Below are 18,331 nucleotides of genomic sequence, written 5' to 3' on the forward strand. Positions count from 1 at the left end.
GCCCTGTCCTGCCGGTCACCGGTTGGGGCAACAATGGGGGGATGACCGACAGCCCCGCCCATCCGGCACCCCTCGCCGATCCGCACCTCGTCTACGACCCCCTCACGGGCGACAGCCCCAAGGACGTGGTGATCCTCGGCTCCACCGGATCCATCGGCACCCAGGCCATCGACCTCGTGCTGCGCCACCCCGACCGCTTCCGGGTCACCGCCCTGTCCGCGAACGGCGGCCGTGTGGCCCTCCTCGCCGAGCAGGCCCGCCGGCTGCGGGTGCGGACCGTCGCGGTCGCCCGCGAGGACGTCGTACCCGCCCTGCGCGAGGCGCTCGCCGCCGAGTACGGCCCCGGCGAGCCGCTGCCCGAGATCCTCGCCGGACCGGACGCGGCCACCCAGGCCGCCGCCTCCGAGTGCCACACCGTGCTGAACGGCATCACCGGCTCCATCGGCCTCGCGCCCACCCTCGCCGCCCTGGAGGCCGGCCACACCCTGGCGCTCGCCAACAAGGAGTCCCTGATCGTCGGCGGACCGCTGGTCAAGGCGCTCGCCAAGCCGGGGCAGATCATCCCGGTCGACTCCGAGCACGCCGCCCTCTTCCAGGCCCTGGCCTGCGGCACGAGGACCGATGTACGCAAGCTGGTCGTCACGGCGTCCGGGGGGCCCTTCCGGGGCCGTACGAAGGCCGACCTCGCCCGGGTGACCGTCGAGGACGCCCTCGCCCACCCCACCTGGGCCATGGGCCCGGTGATCACGATCAACTCCGCGACCCTCGTCAACAAGGGCCTGGAGGTCATCGAGGCACACCTCCTCTACGACATTCCCTTCGACCGCATTGAGGTGGTCGTGCATCCCCAGTCGTATGTCCACTCGATGGTCGAGTTCACCGACGGATCCACGATCGCCCAGGCGACGCCCCCCGACATGCGCGGGCCCATCGCCATCGGTCTGGGCTGGCCCGAACGCGTCCCGGACGCGGCACCCGCCTTCGACTGGAGCAAGGCCTCCACCTGGGAGTTCTTCCCCCTGGACAACGAGGCCTTCCCCTCGGTGAACCTCGCCCGGCACGTGGGAGAGCTCGCGGGGACCGCGCCGGCGGTGTTCAATGCGGCCAACGAGGAGTGCGTCGAGGCCTTCCGCAGCGGCGCGCTGCCCTTCAACGGCATCATGGAGACGGTCACCCGGGTGGTCGAGGAGCACGGCACCCCGGTTTCGGGAACTTCACTCACCGTGTCGGACGTCCTCGAAGCGGAGACCTGGGCAAGGGCCCGGGCCCGCGAACTCACAGCCACGACGGCGACCGCGGAGGCGCGTGCATGACGACCTTGATGTTCATCCTCGGCATACTGGTCTTCGTGGTCGGCCTGCTCGTCTCGATCGCGTGGCACGAGCTGGGGCACCTCTCCACGGCCAAGCTCTTCGGGATCCGCGTCCCGCAGTACATGGTCGGCTTCGGCCCGACCATCTGGTCGCGGAAGAAGGGCGAGACCGAGTACGGCATCAAGGCCGTCCCGCTCGGCGGCTACATCCGCATGATCGGCATGTTCCCGCCCGACGACCAGGGCCGCGTCTCCGCCCGCTCCACCTCCCCGTGGCGCGGCATGATCGAGGACGCCCGCTCGGCGGCCTTCGAGGAGCTCCAGCCCGGCGACGAGACCCGCATGTTCTACACGCGCAAGCCGTGGAAGCGCGTCATCGTCATGTTCGCCGGCCCGTTCATGAACCTGATCCTCGCGATCGGCCTGTTCTTCACCGTGCTCATGGGCTTCGGCATCCCGCAGCAGACCACCACCGTCGCCTCCGTCTCGCCCTGCTCCATCAAACAGAGCGAGCACCGCGACAGCTGCAAGAAGTCCGACCCGGTCTCCCCGGCGGCGCAGGCCGGCATGAAGGCGGGCGACAAGATCCTCTCCTTCGACGGCAAGCCCACCAAGGACTGGAACACCCTCTCGGACCTCATCCGCGACAGCGCCGGCAAGAACGTCGCCATCGTCGTCGACCGCAAGGGCCACCAGATGACCCTGCACACGACGATCACCACCAACCTGGTCGCCAAGAAGGACGCCGACGGCAACTACGTCAAGGGCTACGTCAAGGCCGGCTTCCTCGGCTTCAGCGCCGCGAACGGAGTCGTCAAACAGGACTTCGGCGGGTCGGTGAGCTGGATGACCGACCAGGTCGGCAACGCCGTCGACTCCCTCGCCGCCCTGCCCGCCAAGATCCCGGCACTGTGGGACTCGGCCTTCGGCAACGCCCCGCGCCAGCCGGACTCCCCGATCGGCATCGTCGGCGCGGCCCGCATCACCGGCGAGATCGCCACGCTGGACATCCCCGCCTCCCAGCAGCTCGCGAACTTCGTGATGCTCCTGGCCGGCTTCAACCTCTCCCTGTTCCTGTTCAACATGCTCCCGCTGCTCCCGCTCGACGGCGGGCACATCGCGGGCGCGCTGTGGGAGTCCCTGCGGCGCAACGTGGCCCGCGTGCTGCGCCGCCCGGACCCGGGGCCGTTCGACGTGGCGAAGCTGATGCCGGTGGCGTATGTGGTGGCGGGGATCTTCGTCTGCTTCACCGTGCTCGTCTTGATCGCGGATGTGGTTAACCCGGTCAAGATCAGCTAGGCGTTAACCCGGTGCACATCTCGTAGCCGTACGACGTTCTCGGCGGCCCGGAGGAGGATCTTCCGGGCCGCGTTCCACCGAGTGGGTTTACCGGGTGGGATGTGCTGGCGCCTAGGGCCGTACCGTAATCTCGAAGCCTGGAGCCCGCCCGTAGACGGGACCGGACCTTGATCCACGACTTGGGGTTGCACAGCAGATGACTGCGATTTCTCTCGGCATGCCGTCCGTTCCGACCAAGCTCGCCGAGCGCCGGAAGAGCCGGCAGATCCAGGTCGGAAGCGTGGCGGTCGGCGGAGACGCGCCCGTCTCGGTCCAGTCGATGACCACGACCCGTACGTCGGACATCGGCGCCACCCTCCAGCAGATCGCCGAGCTGACGGCGTCCGGCTGCCAGATCGTCCGCGTCGCCTGCCCCACCCAGGACGACGCGGACGCCCTCGCGACCATCGCGCGCAAGTCGCAGATCCCGGTGATCGCGGACATCCACTTCCAGCCGAAGTACGTCTTCGCGGCGATCGAGGCGGGTTGCGCGGCGGTCCGGGTGAACCCCGGCAACATCAAGCAGTTCGACGACAAGGTCAAGGAGATCGCCAAGGCCGCCAAGGACCACGGCACCCCGATCCGCATCGGCGTGAACGCCGGCTCCCTGGACAAGCGCCTGCTCCAGAAGTACGGCAAGGCGACGCCGGAAGCCCTGGTCGAGTCGGCCCTGTGGGAAGCGTCCCTCTTCGAGGAGCACGACTTCCGCGACATCAAGATCTCCGTCAAGCACAACGACCCGGTCGTCATGATCGAGGCCTACCGCCAGCTCGCCGAGCAGTGCGAATACCCGCTTCACCTCGGTGTGACGGAGGCGGGCCCGGCGTTCCAGGGCACGATCAAGTCGGCGGTCGCCTTCGGCGCGCTCCTCTCCCAGGGCATCGGCGACACCATCCGCGTGTCCCTGTCCGCACCCCCCGTCGAGGAGGTCAAGGTCGGCCTCCAGATCCTGCAGTCCCTGGGCCTGCGCCAGCGCGGCCTGGAGATCGTCTCCTGCCCGTCCTGCGGTCGGGCCCAGGTGGACGTCTACAAGCTCGCGGAGGAGGTCACGGCCGGTCTGACCGGTATGGAGGTCCCGCTGCGGGTGGCCGTCATGGGCTGCGTGGTCAACGGCCCCGGCGAGGCCCGCGAGGCCGACCTCGGTGTCGCCTCCGGCAACGGCAAGGGCCAGATCTTCGTCAAGGGCGAGGTCATCAAGACCGTCCCCGAGTCCAAGATCGTCGAGACTCTCATCGAGGAGGCCATGAAGCTGGCCGAGCAGATGGAGAAGGACGGCGTGGCCTCCGGCGAGCCGTCGGTGTCCGTGGCCGGCTGATCTTTTCGGCTTTCGCGAGTCCCGTCACCGCTGGGTGGCGGGACTCAGCCATACCTCCGCCCAGACGGATTTGCCGGGCTGTAGCGGCGTGACGCCCCACTTGTCGGCGAGCGCCTCGACCAGCAGCAGCCCCCGCCCGGACTCGCCGGCCGGGACCCGCAGCTCGGGCAGCCGCTCGGTACGGGTGTCGGAGACCTCCAGACGCAGGGTGCCGGACGACTCGGTGAGCCGGAGCCGGAAGTCCCGCCCGGGTACGTGCCCGTGCCGGACCGCATTCGCCACGAGTTCGGCGGCGATCAGTGTGACGGCTTCGTTCAGGGGGCCGTCGTAGGCGTGCCCCCACTCGTGCAGCCGGAGCGAGACAAGCCTCCGGGCGAGGCGGGCGCCACGTGGGGTGGAGGTGAAGCGCATGGCGAACTCGTGGGTGGAGATTTCTGACTTCATGTCGCTTACGCTCGCGCACGCTCAGTAACGTTGAACAGCGGTCGCACTTGGACCAACACGCGTTGTACGAGCGTGGGGTGCCGCTGTACACGGGCGCGCCGTGACCGACGGTGGCTTGGGGGTATTGGGGTGCACGTGAGCGAGGAAGTGCAGGGAGATCAGGAAGTAACGGAGCCGGATTCGGTTGTCCCGCTCATCTTCGGGCGGCTGTTGAAGCGGCTACGGACACAAGCGGGGGTGGAACGCGCCGAACTCGGCTCCCGTACCGGCTACTCGGCGGCAACCATCGCATCGTTCGAGCAGGGCAGGCGCATTCCGTCGGCCAGGTTCATCATGCAGGCCGACGAGGTGCTGAACGCGCAAGGGGTACTGGCCGACTTCATCGAGGAGATGGAGAAGGCGCAGTATCCGGCGTTCTTTCAGGATGCGGCGGCGCTGGAGAAGAAGGCCGTTGCGCTGCACGTGTTCGCTACGAAGGCGATCCCGGGCCTGCTCCAGACGGAGGACTACGCGCTTGCGGTGTTCAGGATGTGGCGTCCACTCCTTGACGAGGAGATCGTTCAAAAGCGGGTCGAAGCCCGTATGGCACGGCAGGACATCTTCGCCCAGTCCGTGTTCCCAACCATCAGCTTCGTGATCGAGGAGCATCTTCTGCGTCGACCACTGGGCGGACAGGCGGCGATGCGGGGCCAGTTGGAGCAGATCCTGCTGCACGGGCAGCGCCGTAACGTCGAAATCCAGGTGATGCCGACGGCTCGCGAGGTGCACGCTGCACTTGAAGGTCCGTTCACCTTGATCGAAACGAAGGAAGGGCGCAGGATCGCCTACGTGGAGACGTACAAGTACAGCCGTCTCCACACCGACCGTCAGACGGTCAGGGAACTGGAGGAGCAGTACGGCATCCTGCGCGCCCAGGCCCTGACACCGAGCGAATCACTGGCCCTCGTAGAGAAGTTGCTGGGAGAGACATGAAGGTCGAAGAACCGTCCAAGCTGACGTGGTTCAAGTCCAGCTACAGCACCGGCCAGGGCGGCGAATGCGTAGAGGTCGCCACCAGCCCCACCACCATCCACGTGCGGGATTCCAAGCAGAACCCCACCACGGCACCCACCCTCGCCCTGCCCCCCGCGGCCTGGCGGGCATTCCTCGATCTTGTCCAATCTTGATCGGAGCTTTACCGCCCCTTTGGTGCCGCTCCCGATTGCGAACTCGTCGTTAGAACTAGTGTTTTCGGGCTGGTGTGCAGACTGACGGGGAGGGGCGCGGCACCATGGGCGACCAGGGCGGCAGCGGTGGCGACGGCAAGATACTCGACATCAAGATCGCCGATCTGAAGCAGACGGCTCCGCATTTCCAGACGCACAGCTCGGATCTCACCAAGGCGCTCACCAAGCTCAAGACGGCGCTCGCGGCGGCCGGTTCGCCATGGGGCGACGACAAGCAGGGCAAGGAGTTCCACAACGCCTACGGCCCGAACGTCACGAAGATCGAGCACGCGGCGGACATCCTCGCCCAGGGTCTGGCCAGCATCCATGAGGCGATGAGCGACATGGCGGACGGCCACATCGACAACGAGCAGCTGGTCCGCTCGATGTTCAGCCGGATCCATGTGCAGGGCCACGGGCAGGGTGGGGACCAGGCCAAGTGAGCGCGGCGGACAAGGCGAAGGAGATCGTCCAGGATCTCACCGGCATGTGGTGGCCGGCGGCCGACGAGGGCGGACTGCGGGACGCGGCCAAGGCCTGGCGGGCCTTCGCCGACGACGTCGAGGACGTGCTGTCCGCGGCGAACAAGTCGGCCCGGCACATCATCGAGGACAACAAGGGTGAGGCGATCTCCGCCTTCGACGACCCGTTCTGGCGCCGCTACTACCACGACGGCCATGGCTGGCTGAAGGACATGGCCGACGCCGCGCGGGACATGGCGAAGGCGCTCGACAAGTACGCCGACGCCGTGCACAAGGCGGTCACGCACCTGGAGCACGAGCTGGAGATCGTCGGCGCGACCATCGTCGCGGGCACGGCGCTGGCGATCTTCACGGCCGGTATCTCCGAGGGCGCGGCGGCCGCGGCCACCGCGAGCATCGTGGAACTCGCCGGGACCCTGGGCGTCGAGGTCTCCACGGAGATCGCCACGATCGCGGGCACCACGCTGAGTACGGCCGCGATCGGCGGCGTGGAGTCGGTCACCGTGGACCTGGCGGTCAGCCAGCCGGTCGCCATCGCCACCGGCGAGAGCAAGGGCTTCAGCCTGGACGAGGCGAGCGACGCGGCGACGTCCGGGATGGTGTTCGGCGGCATGTTCGGCGGCGCCGGCGCCATGGCCAAGGTCGCAGGCGAGGCGGGCGGCTTCGGTGCCCTGTTCGACGGCATCTCGATTCCCGGCGCCCGTGCGCTGCCCAGTGAGCTGGACGGGCTGGGTGACGTGGCGGCCGGCGACGCGCGGAGCACGGCCCGCCAGGCCGCGGGCGAGGACCCGGAGGGCGTGGCGGAGAACCCGGGCAACAAGGTCCAGGACGACAACACCGACCCGGTCGACCTGGTCACCGGCAAGATGTACCTGCCGCAGACCGATGTCGTACTCCCCGGCACGCTCCCTCTGGTCTTCACCCGCCGTGTGGAGTCCGGCTATCGCCTGGGCCACTGGTTCGGCCCGTCCTGGTCATCGACGATCGACCAGCACCTGGTGATCGACGCAGAGGGCGTCATCTTCGTCACCGAGGACGGCCTCCTCCTCACCTACCCCCACCCGCAGCCCGGCGCCCCGACCCTGCCCACCCATGGCAGCAACCGCTGGCCCCTGGCCCGCATCGACGGCGGCTACACGATCACCGACCCCCGCTCGGGCCGGGTGTGGCACTTCGCCGACCAGGGCGAGGACAAGGCGGTCCTGGAACAGATAGACGACCGCAACGGCAACTGGCTCACCTTCGAGTACGACGCCGAAGGCACCCCGCTGGCGATCGCCTCCTCCGGCGGCTACCGCCTGAAGATCATGACAGCCGACGACCGGGTCACGGCCCTGTACCTGGCGGGCGCGGCGCCTGACGGCACGGACCAGGAGATCAAGCGCTACGCCTACTCACCCGAGGGCCACCTGACGGAGGTCATCAACTCCTCGGGCCTGCCCCTGCGCTTCGGCTACGACGACCGTGGCCGGGTGGTGTCCTGGACGGACACGAACGACCGCAGCTACACCTACGAGTACGACGACCGGGACCGCTGCATCGCCGAGAGCGGCTCCCACGGCCACATGGCGCTGCGCCTGTCGTACGACGAGACGGACCCGGCGACCGGCCACCGCGTCACCACCACGGTGACGGGGGAGGGGCACACCCGCCGCTACCTGATCAATGCCAACAGCCAGGTGGTCACGGAGATAGACCCGCTGGGCGCGGCGACCCACTTCACTCGCGACCGCTACAACCGCCTCCTGTCGCACACCGACCCCCTGGGCCACACAACAACGTTCGGCTACGACGACGAGGGCAACCTGATCTCGGTCATCCGCCCGGACGGCCGCGAGGCGAGGGCGGAGTACAACGACCTGGGCCTGCCGGTGAAGGTGACGGGCACCGACGGCAACACCCACCGCCGTACCTACGACGAGCGGGGCAACCGAACGTCGGTGACGGACCCGGCGTCCCAGGCGACCCGGATTGCGTACAACGCGGCGGGCCACCTGACGTCGGTCACGGACCCGCTGGGCCACACCATGAGGGTGCTCTGCACCCACGCGGGCCTGCCGATCGAGGTCACCGACCCACTCGGCGCGGTCACCCACTACACAAGGGATGCCTTCGGACGCCCGGTCGCGATCACGGACCCGACGGGCGCGACGACCCACCTGGAATGGACCTGGTGGACGTACGACGGCGAGGGCAACTGCACCAGCCACACCGACCCTCTGGGCGGCGTCACCCACTTCGAATACACCCACTTCGACCTGCTGTCGGCCCGCACAGGACCGGACGGCGTCCGCTACGAATTCGCCCACGACGCGGAACTGCGTCTGACGAAGGTCACGAACCCCCAGGGCCTGACCTGGGAGTACGCCTACGACCCGGCCGGCCGCCTGCTGTCGGAGACGGACTTCGACGACCGCACGCTGACGTACGCCTACGACCCGGCGGGCCGCCTGACCTCACGCCGGAACGCCCTCGGCGAGGTGACGGTCTTCGAACGCGACGCCCTGGGTCGCATCACCACGAAGAACGCCGCAGGCGCCGTCACCACCTACGCGTACGACTTCACCGACAATCTCGCCCAGGCCACGGGCCCGGACGGCACCACACTGAGCCTGCTGCGCGACCGCTACGGCCGCCGGCACTCCGAGACGGTCAACGGCCGCACGGTGACGTACACGTACGACTCCTTGGGGCGCCACACGGGCCGCACGACACCGACCGGTGCCGTGTCCACTTGGTCGTACGACGCGGCGGGCAATCGCACCCGCCTGACCACCAACGGCCGCACGATCGATTTCGGCTACGACGAGGCAGGCCGTGAACTGACCCGCCACATAGCCGAAACGATCACCCTGCAGCACACCTTCGACCCCCTGGGCCGCCTGACCACCCAGTCGGTGACCGGTACGGAGGGCCGCCTGCTGCAAAGCAGGGCGTACACCTACCGAGCCGACGGCAACCTGACCGCCATAGACGACCACCTCTCAGGCACCCGCCGCTTCGACCTGGACGCGACGGGCAGGGTCACAGCGGTCCACGCGGCGAACTGGACGGAGCGCTACGCCTACGACGAGGCGGGCAACCAGACGGAAGCCTCCTGGCCGACGAACCACCCGGGCACGGAGGCAACGGGCCCCCGCTCCTACACGGGCACCCGCATCACCCAAGCCGGCCACGTCCGCTACGAACACGACGCCCTCGGCCGCATCACCCTCCGCCAGAAAACGCGCCTGTCGAGGAAGCCGGACACCTGGCGCTACGAATGGGACACCGAAGATCGCCTGACCTCGGTGATCACCCCCGACGGCACCCGCTGGCGCTACACCTACGACCCCCTGGGCCGCCGCACGGCAAAGCTCCGCCTTGCTGCGGACGGCGAGACGGTCATGGAGCGGGTGGACTTCACCTGGGACGGCACCACCCTCTGCGAACAGACCACAACCTCCCCGGACCTCCCCAACCCGGTCACCCTCACCTGGGACCACCAGGGCCTCCGCCCCCTCGCCCAGACGGAACGCATCACGGCGGCGGACGCCCCACAGGAGGAGATCGACTCCCGCTTCTTCGCCATAGTCACCGACCTGGTCGGCACCCCGAGCGAACTCATAGACGAACAGGGCGACATCGCCTGGCGCACCCGCACCACCCTCTGGGGATCCACGGCGTGGGCAGCGAACAGCACCACCTACACCCCCCTACGCTTCCCAGGTCAGTACTACGACCCCGAAACCGGCCTGCACTACAACTACTTCCGCACGTACGACCCCGAAACCGCCCGCTATCTGTCACTCGATCCGCTCGGTCTCGAACCCGCGCCCAACCCAGCTACCTATGTCCATAATCCTCACCTATGGATCGACCCTAACGGCCTCAGCCCGTATGACATCCATACCTCGGTGGCCTACCAGGACTGGGGGACCAAGGGTGCGCACATACATATCAGAAACATGGAGGTCCGAATATTCCCCAACGACGAGGGTGGCATCAGCGCTGAGGGCATCAGGCTAAAGCAGGGCACAGCCAGTGGACGCGACGTTCAGAAAGTGCTCGACGAAATCCATTCGAATGCCGAGCTGAGGAATGACATCATCGACAAAGCTACAGCAGTGCGAGATGCAATGAATAAGGGTACATATGGCATGACCCAGAACCGGGCGGCGGAAATGCACTTCCTGATCAAGGCTCTTGAAAAAATGAACAAGTCATAGGGGAGTAATGTCGGAACTCGAATTCTACGCCAAAGCGGCACTCCGCGGAGAGGTTTTGGGTGTAGAGCTTGGAGCCGGCCCTGAAGCCTGGGAAGAAAGGGTCGGCAGTGACTTTCTGGATGATGTGAAGAAGTCGCTGATGCGCCGGGACTATGGCCTTGTCGAGGTCACGTTCGCCAAGACCGAAGGTTCCTGGGTGTCCGTGGCAGTTTCATTGCAGATCCACAGGTTGTCGTACGGGTTGAACGAAATGGTCCCACCCCCCATTGAATTCGCTCACGGCGCCTTCTCCACTCATGTTCGAATTCACGAATTTCGAAGAGAGCTTGAAATGCAGGGAGGGACCCTATGCGAGATTGCCGACGCGTCTCGTCCAAATTTCGTTCACTATCAAGAACCGAACATCGGGTCTTCTGTCTACGTCGTCGACCAGCTCGCGCATACTTCACTGAAAGCAGGTGACATTTGGTCGATCGCCTTTTCCGTCGGTACTGAGGTGGCCGCCAACAAGATCAAATGAGGCGACGTTTGCTGACGCACACGCCTCGCTTCGATATCACCACCCCCGCGGTCACCGTTGCCGAGTACAGAGCCGGGAGCTGGTCGGCGTCTGCTTCCCCGGGCCCTCGCTATTCGCCGCTGCGCGGATACGCAATCCACCTCTCTGGCTGTGCGGGACGAGCAACGTGGTCTGCTGGCCGTGGCGGGCAGACGCGAGTATGACGTCCCGGCTCGGGGTACCGGATTGACGTTACGTAATCATCAGGTGCTTGACGTGACCACGACCTCGTCGGTACCCCAACGAACTCACAGACGAATAGGGCGAGATCGCCTGGCGCACTCGAGGCACCTTGTGGGGAACCACAGCGTGGGCAACGGGCAGCGCTGCCTGCACGCCCCTACGCTTCCCGGGCCAGTACTACGACCCCGAAACCAGGTGATTCGATCCAGTATCCCGGATCCCGTATTCACATTACAGGCGGACATCATCGGACGGCTGAAATTGTGCGCCGTATAGGAACAGGCGAGATTGATCCGGACACCCTGACAGAATTCGCTCTGCGGAGGTGAGCGATATGGATCGGCTTTGTTTGGGTGGGCCGTATGGTCTGATTGCAGAAATCATCCAAGGTGATAACGAGGAGCCTGATCGTATCTGGGTCTGTGTGCGCCATCCAGCCTCACCTGATGGTGCCTGGCTGGGATGCTGGTCCAAGTCGTCTACGGTCCGGGATGATCAAGCGGTTGGTGAGATACTGCAGAGCCTCACGCGCATCGCCGAGGTCGGCACCTCAATGGGCCCGCGCGGCCCTGTGTTCGGAGAGCACTACTTCTTCACGGGCTGGCAAACCTGGGGGCCGGGAGCACCTGCACCTCGGATGGAGCTCGAGTGATTCCACAGCAGGTAAGGCGATACCGGTACATAGGGCCTGCGGAAATCAAGATGGCCGCACTCGAAGCATCCGTGGGTGCGCCGATTCGCACCCTCGGCAAGCTGGAGTCGTGGATGGCTTCCGTTACGCAATCCGAGCAGAGGAGCCTTTCACGTACATGGTCGATATCGATGGAGTTCTCCGGATTGCACCTCGCCGTAGCGAACATGTTGCGTGCGCCGGGGGAAAAGCGGTTCTCGCCGCAGGAGAATATCGTTCACCCTTGAAAAGGGTTCGAATGGAAGTGTCCGGAGTGAGTAATCACTCAACCGGATACTGTCGTGATTCGGCGTCTTGGGGAGCGGTCCCTGATGCTGCGAAAAAATTGCCAGTCGATAAGGAATCGGAATGACTGGCGAAACGAACCGGAACCCGCTGAAGGCAGCCGGGTGGTGGGCATCAGGCGAAGCCGACACCGACGACGTGCTCGCGGACGCCCTGGAACAACGCGGGATCCTCATGCGCGCCCTGGACGACGCCGTAACGAACTGAGCGGGGAAACCCGAGCTGCCGGGACAGGAGGAGATCACCTTCGGTGTCGTACTGCTGTGCCCGCCCGAGGCGCGCAAAGAGGTCCAGGAAGAGCCGTGCCGAGAGCTTCCTCGCAGGTAGGTCCCCCTTTCCTCACCCCGAGGCGCCGCACAATCGCACGAGGTACAGTGCCGGGACCAGCAGAACCCCCAGGGTGAGGCCCCGCACGTGTTGACCCAGACCACCTCACGGGTGCTCGAACCGAGCGACCTTGACGCCGCGCTCGCCGTCCTCGACCGCGATCCGGTCGCGAACGCCTTCGTGACCTCGCGGGTCCAGGTCGCGGGCCTCGACCCGTGGCGGCTCGGCGGCGAGATGTGGGGCTGGTACGAGGACGGCATGCTCACGTCCCTGTGCTACGCGGGCGCCAACCTGGTCCCGGTCTGCGCCACCCCGCGCGCCGTCCGGGCCTTCGCGGACCGGGCGCGGAGGGCCGGCCGCCGCTGCTCCTCGATCGTCGGCCCCGCCGAACCCACGGCCGCGCTGTGGCGCCTGCTGGAACCCCACTGGGGTCCCGCCCGCGAGGTCCGCGCCCACCAGCCCCTGATGGTCACCGACCGCATGCCCGGCGACATCGCCCCGGACCCCTATGTCCGCCGCGTCCGCAAGGACGAGATGGAGACGATCATGCCGGCCTGCGTGGCGATGTTCACCGAGGAGGTCGGCGTATCGCCGCTGGCCGGCGACGGCGGCCTGCTCTACCAGGCCCGCGTCGCCGAACTCGTCGGCTCCGGCCGCTCCTTCGCCCGCCTCGACGAGCACGGCAAGGTCGTCTTCAAGGCGGAGATCGGCGCGGCGACCCGCCAGGCCTGCCAGATCCAGGGCGTCTGGGTGGCCCCCGAGTACCGGGGCAGGGGCCTGGCCGCCCCCGGCATGGCGGCGGTGCTGCGCTATGCCCTCGCCGACGTGGCCCCGGTCGTCAGCCTGTACGTGAACGACTTCAACACGACGGCGAGAAGGACGTACCGGCGCGTGGGCTTCCAGGAGGTCGGCGCCTTCATGAGCGTCCTGTTCTGAACCCGCTGTACGCTCCCGGCATGGACCTCGTGATCGGCCCCCTGGACCTCGCTGCCCGTGTCGACGAGGCCCTCGCCGTCCAGGCCGTGGCCTTCGGGCTGGGGCCCGACGAGGTCGCCGTACGGCGGCAGATCGTCCAGCGTCACATGCAGTTCCCGGGTGCGCGGGCCCTCGGCGCGAGCGTCGGCGGACGCCTCGTCGGCTTCGTCTACGGCATGCCCAACTCCCGCACCCACTGGTGGTCCACCGTCGTGGAGCCGTACCTCCGCGCGAGCGGCAACGACTTCTGGCTGGACGACTCCTTCGTGATCACGGAGCTGCACGTCCACCCCGCCCACCAGAACCGGGGCATCGGCCGCCGCCTGATCACCACGATCACCGACACCGCCGACGAACCCCGCTCGATCCTCTCCGCGATCGACACCGACAGCCCCGCCCGCGGCCTGTACTTCTCGCTCGGCTACGTCGATCTCGCCCGCCGGGTCCACTTCCCGAGCGCTCCGAAGCCGTACGCGGTGATGGGCGCCCACCTGCCCCTGCGCCGCGGACAAAGCGGGGGCGTATCCGATTTCCACCGGCATGGCCCGCCCGGCTAACCTCCTATGCCATAACCCTTACCCGGCAGGAGTACGAGAACCATGGCGAACGCACCGGTCCAGCGCATGTCCCAGTTGATGGCGAAGACGCTGCGCGACGACCCGGCGGACGCCGAGGTCCTCAGCCACAAGCTCCTCGTCCGCGCCGGCTACGTCCGCCGCACGGCCGCCGGCATCTGGAGCTGGCTGCCCCTCGGTATGAAGGTCCTCTCCAACGTCGAGCGGATCGTCCGCGAGGAGATGGACGCCATCGGCGCCCAGGAGGTCTCCCTCCCCGCCCTGCTGCCCCGCGAGCCCTACGAGGCGACCGGCCGCTGGGACGAGTACGGCCAGGAACTGTTCCGCCTCAAGGACCGCAAGGGCGGCGACTACCTCCTCGGTCCCACCCACGAGGAGATCTTCACCCTCCTGGTCAAGGACCAGTGCACGTCCTACAAGGACCTGCCGGTGATCCTGTACCAGATCCAGACCAAGTTCCGTGACGAGGCCCGCCCCCGCGCCGGCATCCTGCGCGGCCGCGAGTTCCTGATGAAGGACTCGTACTCCTTCGACCTGGAGGACGAGGGGCTCGCGAAGTCGTACGCCCTGCACCGCGAGGCCTACCAGCGCGTCTTCCAGCGCCTCGGCCTCGACTACCGCATCTGCGCCGCCACCGCCGGCGCCATGGGCGGCTCGAAGTCGGAGGAGTTTTTGGCCCCGGCCGAGGCCGGCGAGGACACCTTCGCCGACTGCCCGAACTGCGACTTCGCCGCCAACACGGAGGCGATCACCTACGCGCTCAAGCCGGTCGACGCCTCGGACGTGCCCGCGCTGGAGGACATCCCCACCCCGGACACCCCGACCATCGAGACCCTGGCCGCGTCCCTCGGCGTGCCCGCCTCCGCCACGCTGAAGAACCTGCTGGTGAAGGTGGACGGCGAGATCGTCGCCGTCGGCGTCCCCGGCGACCGCGAGGTGGACCTGGACAAGGTCGAGGCGCACTTCGCCCCGGCCGTCGTCGAGATGGTCACCGAGGCCGACTTCGCCGGCCGTCCCGACCTGGTCCGTGGCTACGTCGGTCCGCAGGGCCTGGGCGAGAAGGTCACCTACATCGCCGACCCGCGGGTGGCCCCCGGCACCTCCTGGATCACCGGCGCCAACAAGGACCAGACCCACGCGAAGAACGTCGTCGCCGGCCGTGACTTCGAGGTCGACGCGTACGTGGACGTCGTCGTGGTGCGGGACGGCGACCCCTGCCCGAAGTGCGGCACCGGCCTGAAGCTGGACCGCGCCATCGAGATCGGCCACATCTTCCAGCTGGGCCGCAAGTACACCGACGCCCTCAAGCTCGACGTCCTCGGCCAGAACGGCAAGCCGGTCCGCGTGACCATGGGCTCCTACGGCATCGGCGTCTCCCGCGCGGTCGCGGCCATCGCCGAGCAGAGCGCCGACGACAAGGGCCTGGTGTGGTCCAAGGAGGTCGCCCCGGCGGACGTGCACGTGGTCGCCGCCGGCAAGGCCCTGCAGACCGAGCTGGCCCTCGACGTCGCCGAGAAGCTGGCCGCCGCGGGCGTCCGCGTCCTGGTCGACGACCGGGCCGGCGTCTCCCCGGGCGTGAAGTTCACCGACGCCGAACTGATCGGCGTCCCGCAGATCCTGGTCGCCGGCCGCCGCTCCGGCGAGGGCGTGCTGGAGCTGAAGGACCGCAAGACCGGTGAGCGCGAGGAGCTGACGGTCGAGGACGCGATCGCCCGCCTCACGGCCTGACGACGGTGAGGGGCGGCGCTCACGCGCGTGAGCGCCGCCCCTCCTGCCGGGAGAGCGTCCTCTGCTCCCGGCTTTGAAGGTGACGCGGAGGACGGTGCCGTAGCGGGCACGTGCGCTCGGCGACGGTGGTCCCGCGGGGCTCCGGACCGCACCGCCACGCCGGTCGAGCTCCGGCCCGGGCAGGCGCAGTCGGACTCGCCGGTTGCGAACGACACGGCGCAGGGCGCCGGCCATGGCGGTGGCTGGGCTGCTGGTGGCGGGCTGCTCCGCGGCGGGGCCGGACGCCGGCGAACGCCACCGTCCGGCGATGTCGGCGGCGGTGCGGCGCCGACGGGCTGGGACCGGACGGGCCATTCATGAGCGGGTGACGCCCTGCGCCGCGCGTCGCTCACCGGAGCCCGTGCCGCCGCGACGGGCCCCACCACTCATGTGCGTGAGGGCGCCGCGCACGCCTACAGCCAGCTCGCGAACTCCAGCAGCAGTTCCGCGTCCTTCTCACGGCCGACGCGCCGTGCCCTCACCCCCGACTCCACCGCCCGGAACAGCGTCCAGCCCCGCAGCCGCTCCTGGTCCACCTCCAGCGACTCCGCGAGCCGTTTGATCCGGCGGCGGGTCGTCGCCGGGCCGGACGGAGTGGCGATCAGGTCCTCCACCCGGTCCCGCACCAGCCGCGCCAGATCGAACGCGCACTCACCCACCACCGGGTCGGGACCCACCGCGAGCCACGGCATGCGCTCCCCGGCCAGCACCTTGCTCTGCCGGAACGTACCGTGCAGCAACCGGTGTTCAGGCGGGGCCGCCAGCAGTTGCTCGCGGACCGCGAGCGCCGCGTCGACCAGCGGCGCCACCTCGGGGTCGGCCTCCGCGCCCGCCCGCATCGCCGCCGCCTGGCGCCCCGTGCGCTCGGCGACGGTCTCGAAAACATGGCCGGCCGGCGGCTCGACCCACAGCCGCCGCAGCGTGCCGGCGGCCTCCAGCAGCGCCTTCGCCTCCGGCAGCGACCGCACGGACACGTCCGGGTGCAGCCGCTCCAGCAGCAGCACACCGTCCTCCGCGCCGGCTTCCAGCAGCTGTACGGCGCCCCGCCCGCCCCAGTGCGCCAGCGCCGTCCGCTCGCTCTCCGGGCGGGCCCGGGGCGGGGCCAGCTTCAGCACGGCCGGGGTGCCGTCGGCCCGCCGCACCAGCACCACCAGACTGCTGCGCCCGCCCGGCACCTGAACCCGCTCCACGGTCAACTCGCGCCTGGCGACTGCCTGTTCGGCGATCGCGGGCAGCCGGGCGAGCCAGTCGTCCCCGGCCGGTGCCGTCTCACCGAGCGCCCGTACCAGGCGCGGCGGCGGTTCGAAAGCCATGCGCGAGTCGTTCCCTTCCAGTCCGGGTCGTGTCGTACGGGCGCCTACGGCGTCACGGGGACACCGGGGCGGAGGCCGACGGTGTCGTACCGGCCGCGCCGGTCCCTTCGCCGGCGGACCGCTCGGCGAGTCCAGGGAAGGCTACGCTCTCCCCGCTCCAGCGCACCGCGCGCACCGCGGCCTCCCGCAGCGCGGCGGCGGCCGACGCGCGCCGTGCGCCCGTCGCCGCCCGCACCAGGTCCGCGTAGACGCCGGCCACCCGGTCCTCCAGGCGGGCGGCGAGCCGCACGGCCGTGGCCGGGTCCTGCACCGGGAACGGCAGCGCGTACGCCGCGTTCGCGGCGACCGGCTGCCCGCCCAGGTCGCGGACCTCGCGGGTCAGCGCGTCCCGTCGCGCCCGGTGGGCGTCGTACGCCGCCCGCGCCTCGGTCCGGCGCGCCGAGCCGATCCGGCCGCCGACGACACCGTAGCCGTACACCGCCGCGTGCTCCGCCGCCAGCGCCTCCTGCAGCGCCCTCAGTTCGGCCGACTTCGCCTCGTCGCTCACTTCGGCCCCTCCGTCAGCAGGTACGCGTGCGTGGCTCCGGCCGCCGCCACCGATGCCAGCAGCCGCGCCAGCTCGCCCGGCACCTCCACCAGGGCCTTGGCGCGCCGGTCGGCGAGGGCGCGCTCGGCGCCGGCCAGGTCGGCGAGGGCGTGCTTCTCGGTGGCCGGGACGGCCGGGTCGGGGGACGGGGAGGCGGAGGACTTCGCGGGCGTGGGCGTCGTACCGTCCCCGAACGCGTCGGCGTGGGCCGCCACCTGCGCGCGCAGCGGGCGCAGCCGCTCCGCCAGGCCGGGGTGTGCGGCGAGCACGGCGTCGTACCGGGCGAGCAGCTCCCGGCTGTCCCGGGCGGCACGCGCGCGTGCCCGTTCCGTCGCCGACGAACCACCGCCGCCGCCGGAGTCCGGATCAGCCGAACACCCCACCAACAGGGCGGCCCCGGCGGCCGAGACGAGCAGGGTTCTTCTGCGCGGCCCCGAGGGGGCGCGCAAGGGCGGGCGGTACGGCACGGCTGACGTCCTCGGGGAGCTCGTACGAACACACGGGCGGGAGGGCAGCCCGCCGTGATCACGGTACCCGCGCATTCCCCCGCCTCATGTCACCGGCTCAGTGGACCCACCGTGAGGGGCGCGCGGCCGTACCGGTGTGCGGCTCTGCCGCGTGGGCGCGACCGGCCCCCACAACCCGCGCCCGCCGACGGTCAACAGCCCCCGGGCCGGAGGGCGCCCGCCCCCGCCGCCGGAGGCACGCGCACGCAACAGTGCCCGCGACCGGATACCCTTTGACCAGACACGCGACCCATCCCACA

The 18,331-nt window shown here is 68.9% G+C and carries 17 protein-coding genes; 13 read left to right on the top strand and 4 right to left on the bottom strand.

The genetic code is table 11. The annotated features are described in order from the left end of the window. The first annotated feature begins 41 nt into the window (after positions 1–41). The 3 genes from dxr (at position 42) to ispG (ending at position 3,965) form a co-directional block, all read left to right on the top strand. The gene (gene dxr, locus ACQPXS_RS32700) at positions 42–1,313 is read left to right on the top strand and encodes a 1-deoxy-D-xylulose-5-phosphate reductoisomerase (RefSeq protein ID WP_433452937.1); all 1,272 of its coding nucleotides are present in this window, start codon (positions 42–44) and stop codon (positions 1,311–1,313) included. After that, on the top strand, positions 1,310–2,611 hold the full coding sequence (locus tag ACQPXS_RS32705; protein WP_351807115.1) for a M50 family metallopeptidase: 1,302 nt from the start codon (positions 1,310–1,312) through the stop codon (positions 2,609–2,611). The genes dxr and ACQPXS_RS32705 overlap by 4 nt, the downstream gene beginning before the upstream one ends. A 196-nt stretch (positions 2,612–2,807) precedes the next feature. Further along, positions 2,808–3,965, top strand: a complete 1,158-nt coding sequence (gene ispG, locus ACQPXS_RS32710) for a flavodoxin-dependent (E)-4-hydroxy-3-methylbut-2-enyl-diphosphate synthase (RefSeq protein WP_433452939.1) — start codon at positions 2,808–2,810, stop codon at positions 3,963–3,965. A 24-nt stretch (positions 3,966–3,989) separates the two neighbouring features. Here ispG and ACQPXS_RS32715 read toward each other — a convergent pair whose 3' ends face one another. Beyond that, positions 3,990–4,409, bottom strand: coding sequence for an ATP-binding protein (locus ACQPXS_RS32715; protein WP_433452941.1), 420 nt, complete (start codon positions 4,407–4,409; stop codon positions 3,990–3,992). Between the two features lie 135 nt (positions 4,410–4,544). On the opposite strand from ACQPXS_RS32715, the gene ACQPXS_RS32720 reads away from it, so the two are divergent. The 10 genes from ACQPXS_RS32720 to ACQPXS_RS32765 all read left to right on the top strand — a co-directional run bounded on the left by ACQPXS_RS32720 (position 4,545) and on the right by ACQPXS_RS32765 (position 15,627). Continuing rightward, positions 4,545–5,381 (top strand): helix-turn-helix domain-containing protein, encoded by an 837-nt coding sequence (locus ACQPXS_RS32720; protein ID WP_433452943.1) that lies wholly within the window; start codon positions 4,545–4,547, stop codon positions 5,379–5,381. Beyond that, positions 5,378–5,575 (top strand): DUF397 domain-containing protein, encoded by a 198-nt coding sequence (locus ACQPXS_RS32725; protein ID WP_433452944.1) that lies wholly within the window; start codon positions 5,378–5,380, stop codon positions 5,573–5,575. The genes ACQPXS_RS32720 and ACQPXS_RS32725 overlap by 4 nt, the downstream gene beginning before the upstream one ends. A gap of 74 nt (positions 5,576–5,649) precedes the next feature. Continuing rightward, positions 5,650–6,057: a WXG100 family type VII secretion target gene (locus tag ACQPXS_RS32730; protein WP_433452945.1), complete on the top strand. Its 408-nt coding sequence runs from the start codon at positions 5,650–5,652 to the stop codon at positions 6,055–6,057. After that, positions 6,054–10,304: a DUF6531 domain-containing protein gene (locus tag ACQPXS_RS32735; RefSeq protein ID WP_433452947.1), complete on the top strand. Its 4,251-nt coding sequence runs from the start codon at positions 6,054–6,056 to the stop codon at positions 10,302–10,304. Before ACQPXS_RS32730 ends, ACQPXS_RS32735 begins: the two co-directional genes overlap by 4 nt. Positions 10,305–10,311: 7 nt before the next feature. Then, positions 10,312–10,824 (top strand): hypothetical protein, encoded by a 513-nt coding sequence (locus ACQPXS_RS32740; protein WP_433452948.1) that lies wholly within the window; start codon positions 10,312–10,314, stop codon positions 10,822–10,824. A 924-nt stretch (positions 10,825–11,748) separates the two neighbouring features. Then, positions 11,749–11,964, top strand: coding sequence for a hypothetical protein (locus tag ACQPXS_RS32745; protein ID WP_433452949.1), 216 nt, complete (start codon positions 11,749–11,751; stop codon positions 11,962–11,964). A 121-nt stretch (positions 11,965–12,085) separates the two neighbouring features. After that, positions 12,086–12,229 (top strand): hypothetical protein, encoded by a 144-nt coding sequence (locus ACQPXS_RS32750; protein WP_433452951.1) that lies wholly within the window; start codon positions 12,086–12,088, stop codon positions 12,227–12,229. Positions 12,230–12,436: 207 nt separating this feature from the next. Next, positions 12,437–13,285 (top strand): GNAT family N-acetyltransferase, encoded by an 849-nt coding sequence (locus tag ACQPXS_RS32755; RefSeq protein WP_365329861.1) that lies wholly within the window; start codon positions 12,437–12,439, stop codon positions 13,283–13,285. Positions 13,286–13,305: 20 nt separating this feature from the next. Then, on the top strand, positions 13,306–13,881 hold the full coding sequence (locus ACQPXS_RS32760; RefSeq protein ID WP_433452953.1) for a GNAT family N-acetyltransferase: 576 nt from the start codon (positions 13,306–13,308) through the stop codon (positions 13,879–13,881). 42 nt (positions 13,882–13,923) lie between these two features. Beyond that, positions 13,924–15,627 (top strand): proline--tRNA ligase, encoded by a 1,704-nt coding sequence (locus ACQPXS_RS32765; protein ID WP_356306036.1) that lies wholly within the window; start codon positions 13,924–13,926, stop codon positions 15,625–15,627. Between the two features lie 452 nt (positions 15,628–16,079). Here the strand turns inward: ACQPXS_RS32765 and ACQPXS_RS32770 are convergent, their stop codons facing one another. The 3 genes from ACQPXS_RS32770 to ACQPXS_RS32780 are packed head-to-tail and all read right to left on the bottom strand — an operon-like array spanning position 16,080 to position 18,032. Continuing rightward, the gene (locus ACQPXS_RS32770) at positions 16,080–16,979 is read right to left on the bottom strand and encodes an aminoglycoside phosphotransferase family protein (protein WP_433452954.1); all 900 of its coding nucleotides are present in this window, start codon (positions 16,977–16,979) and stop codon (positions 16,080–16,082) included. Positions 16,980–17,031: 52 nt separating this feature from the next. Continuing rightward, positions 17,032–17,526, bottom strand: a complete 495-nt coding sequence (locus tag ACQPXS_RS32775) for a ferritin-like domain-containing protein (RefSeq protein ID WP_351807100.1) — start codon at positions 17,524–17,526, stop codon at positions 17,032–17,034. Continuing rightward, positions 17,523–18,032 carry a hypothetical protein gene (locus tag ACQPXS_RS32780; RefSeq protein ID WP_433452955.1) on the bottom strand — a complete coding sequence of 170 codons (510 nt, stop codon included), beginning with the start codon at positions 18,030–18,032 and terminating at the stop codon, positions 17,523–17,525. Before ACQPXS_RS32780 ends, ACQPXS_RS32775 begins: the two co-directional genes overlap by 4 nt. Between the last annotated feature and the right edge of the window lie 299 nt (positions 18,033–18,331).

It is taken from the genome of Streptomyces sp. CA-142005 (assembly GCF_050942335.1).
In the GTDB taxonomy this organism is placed as follows: Bacteria; Actinomycetota; Actinomycetes; order Streptomycetales; family Streptomycetaceae; genus Streptomyces.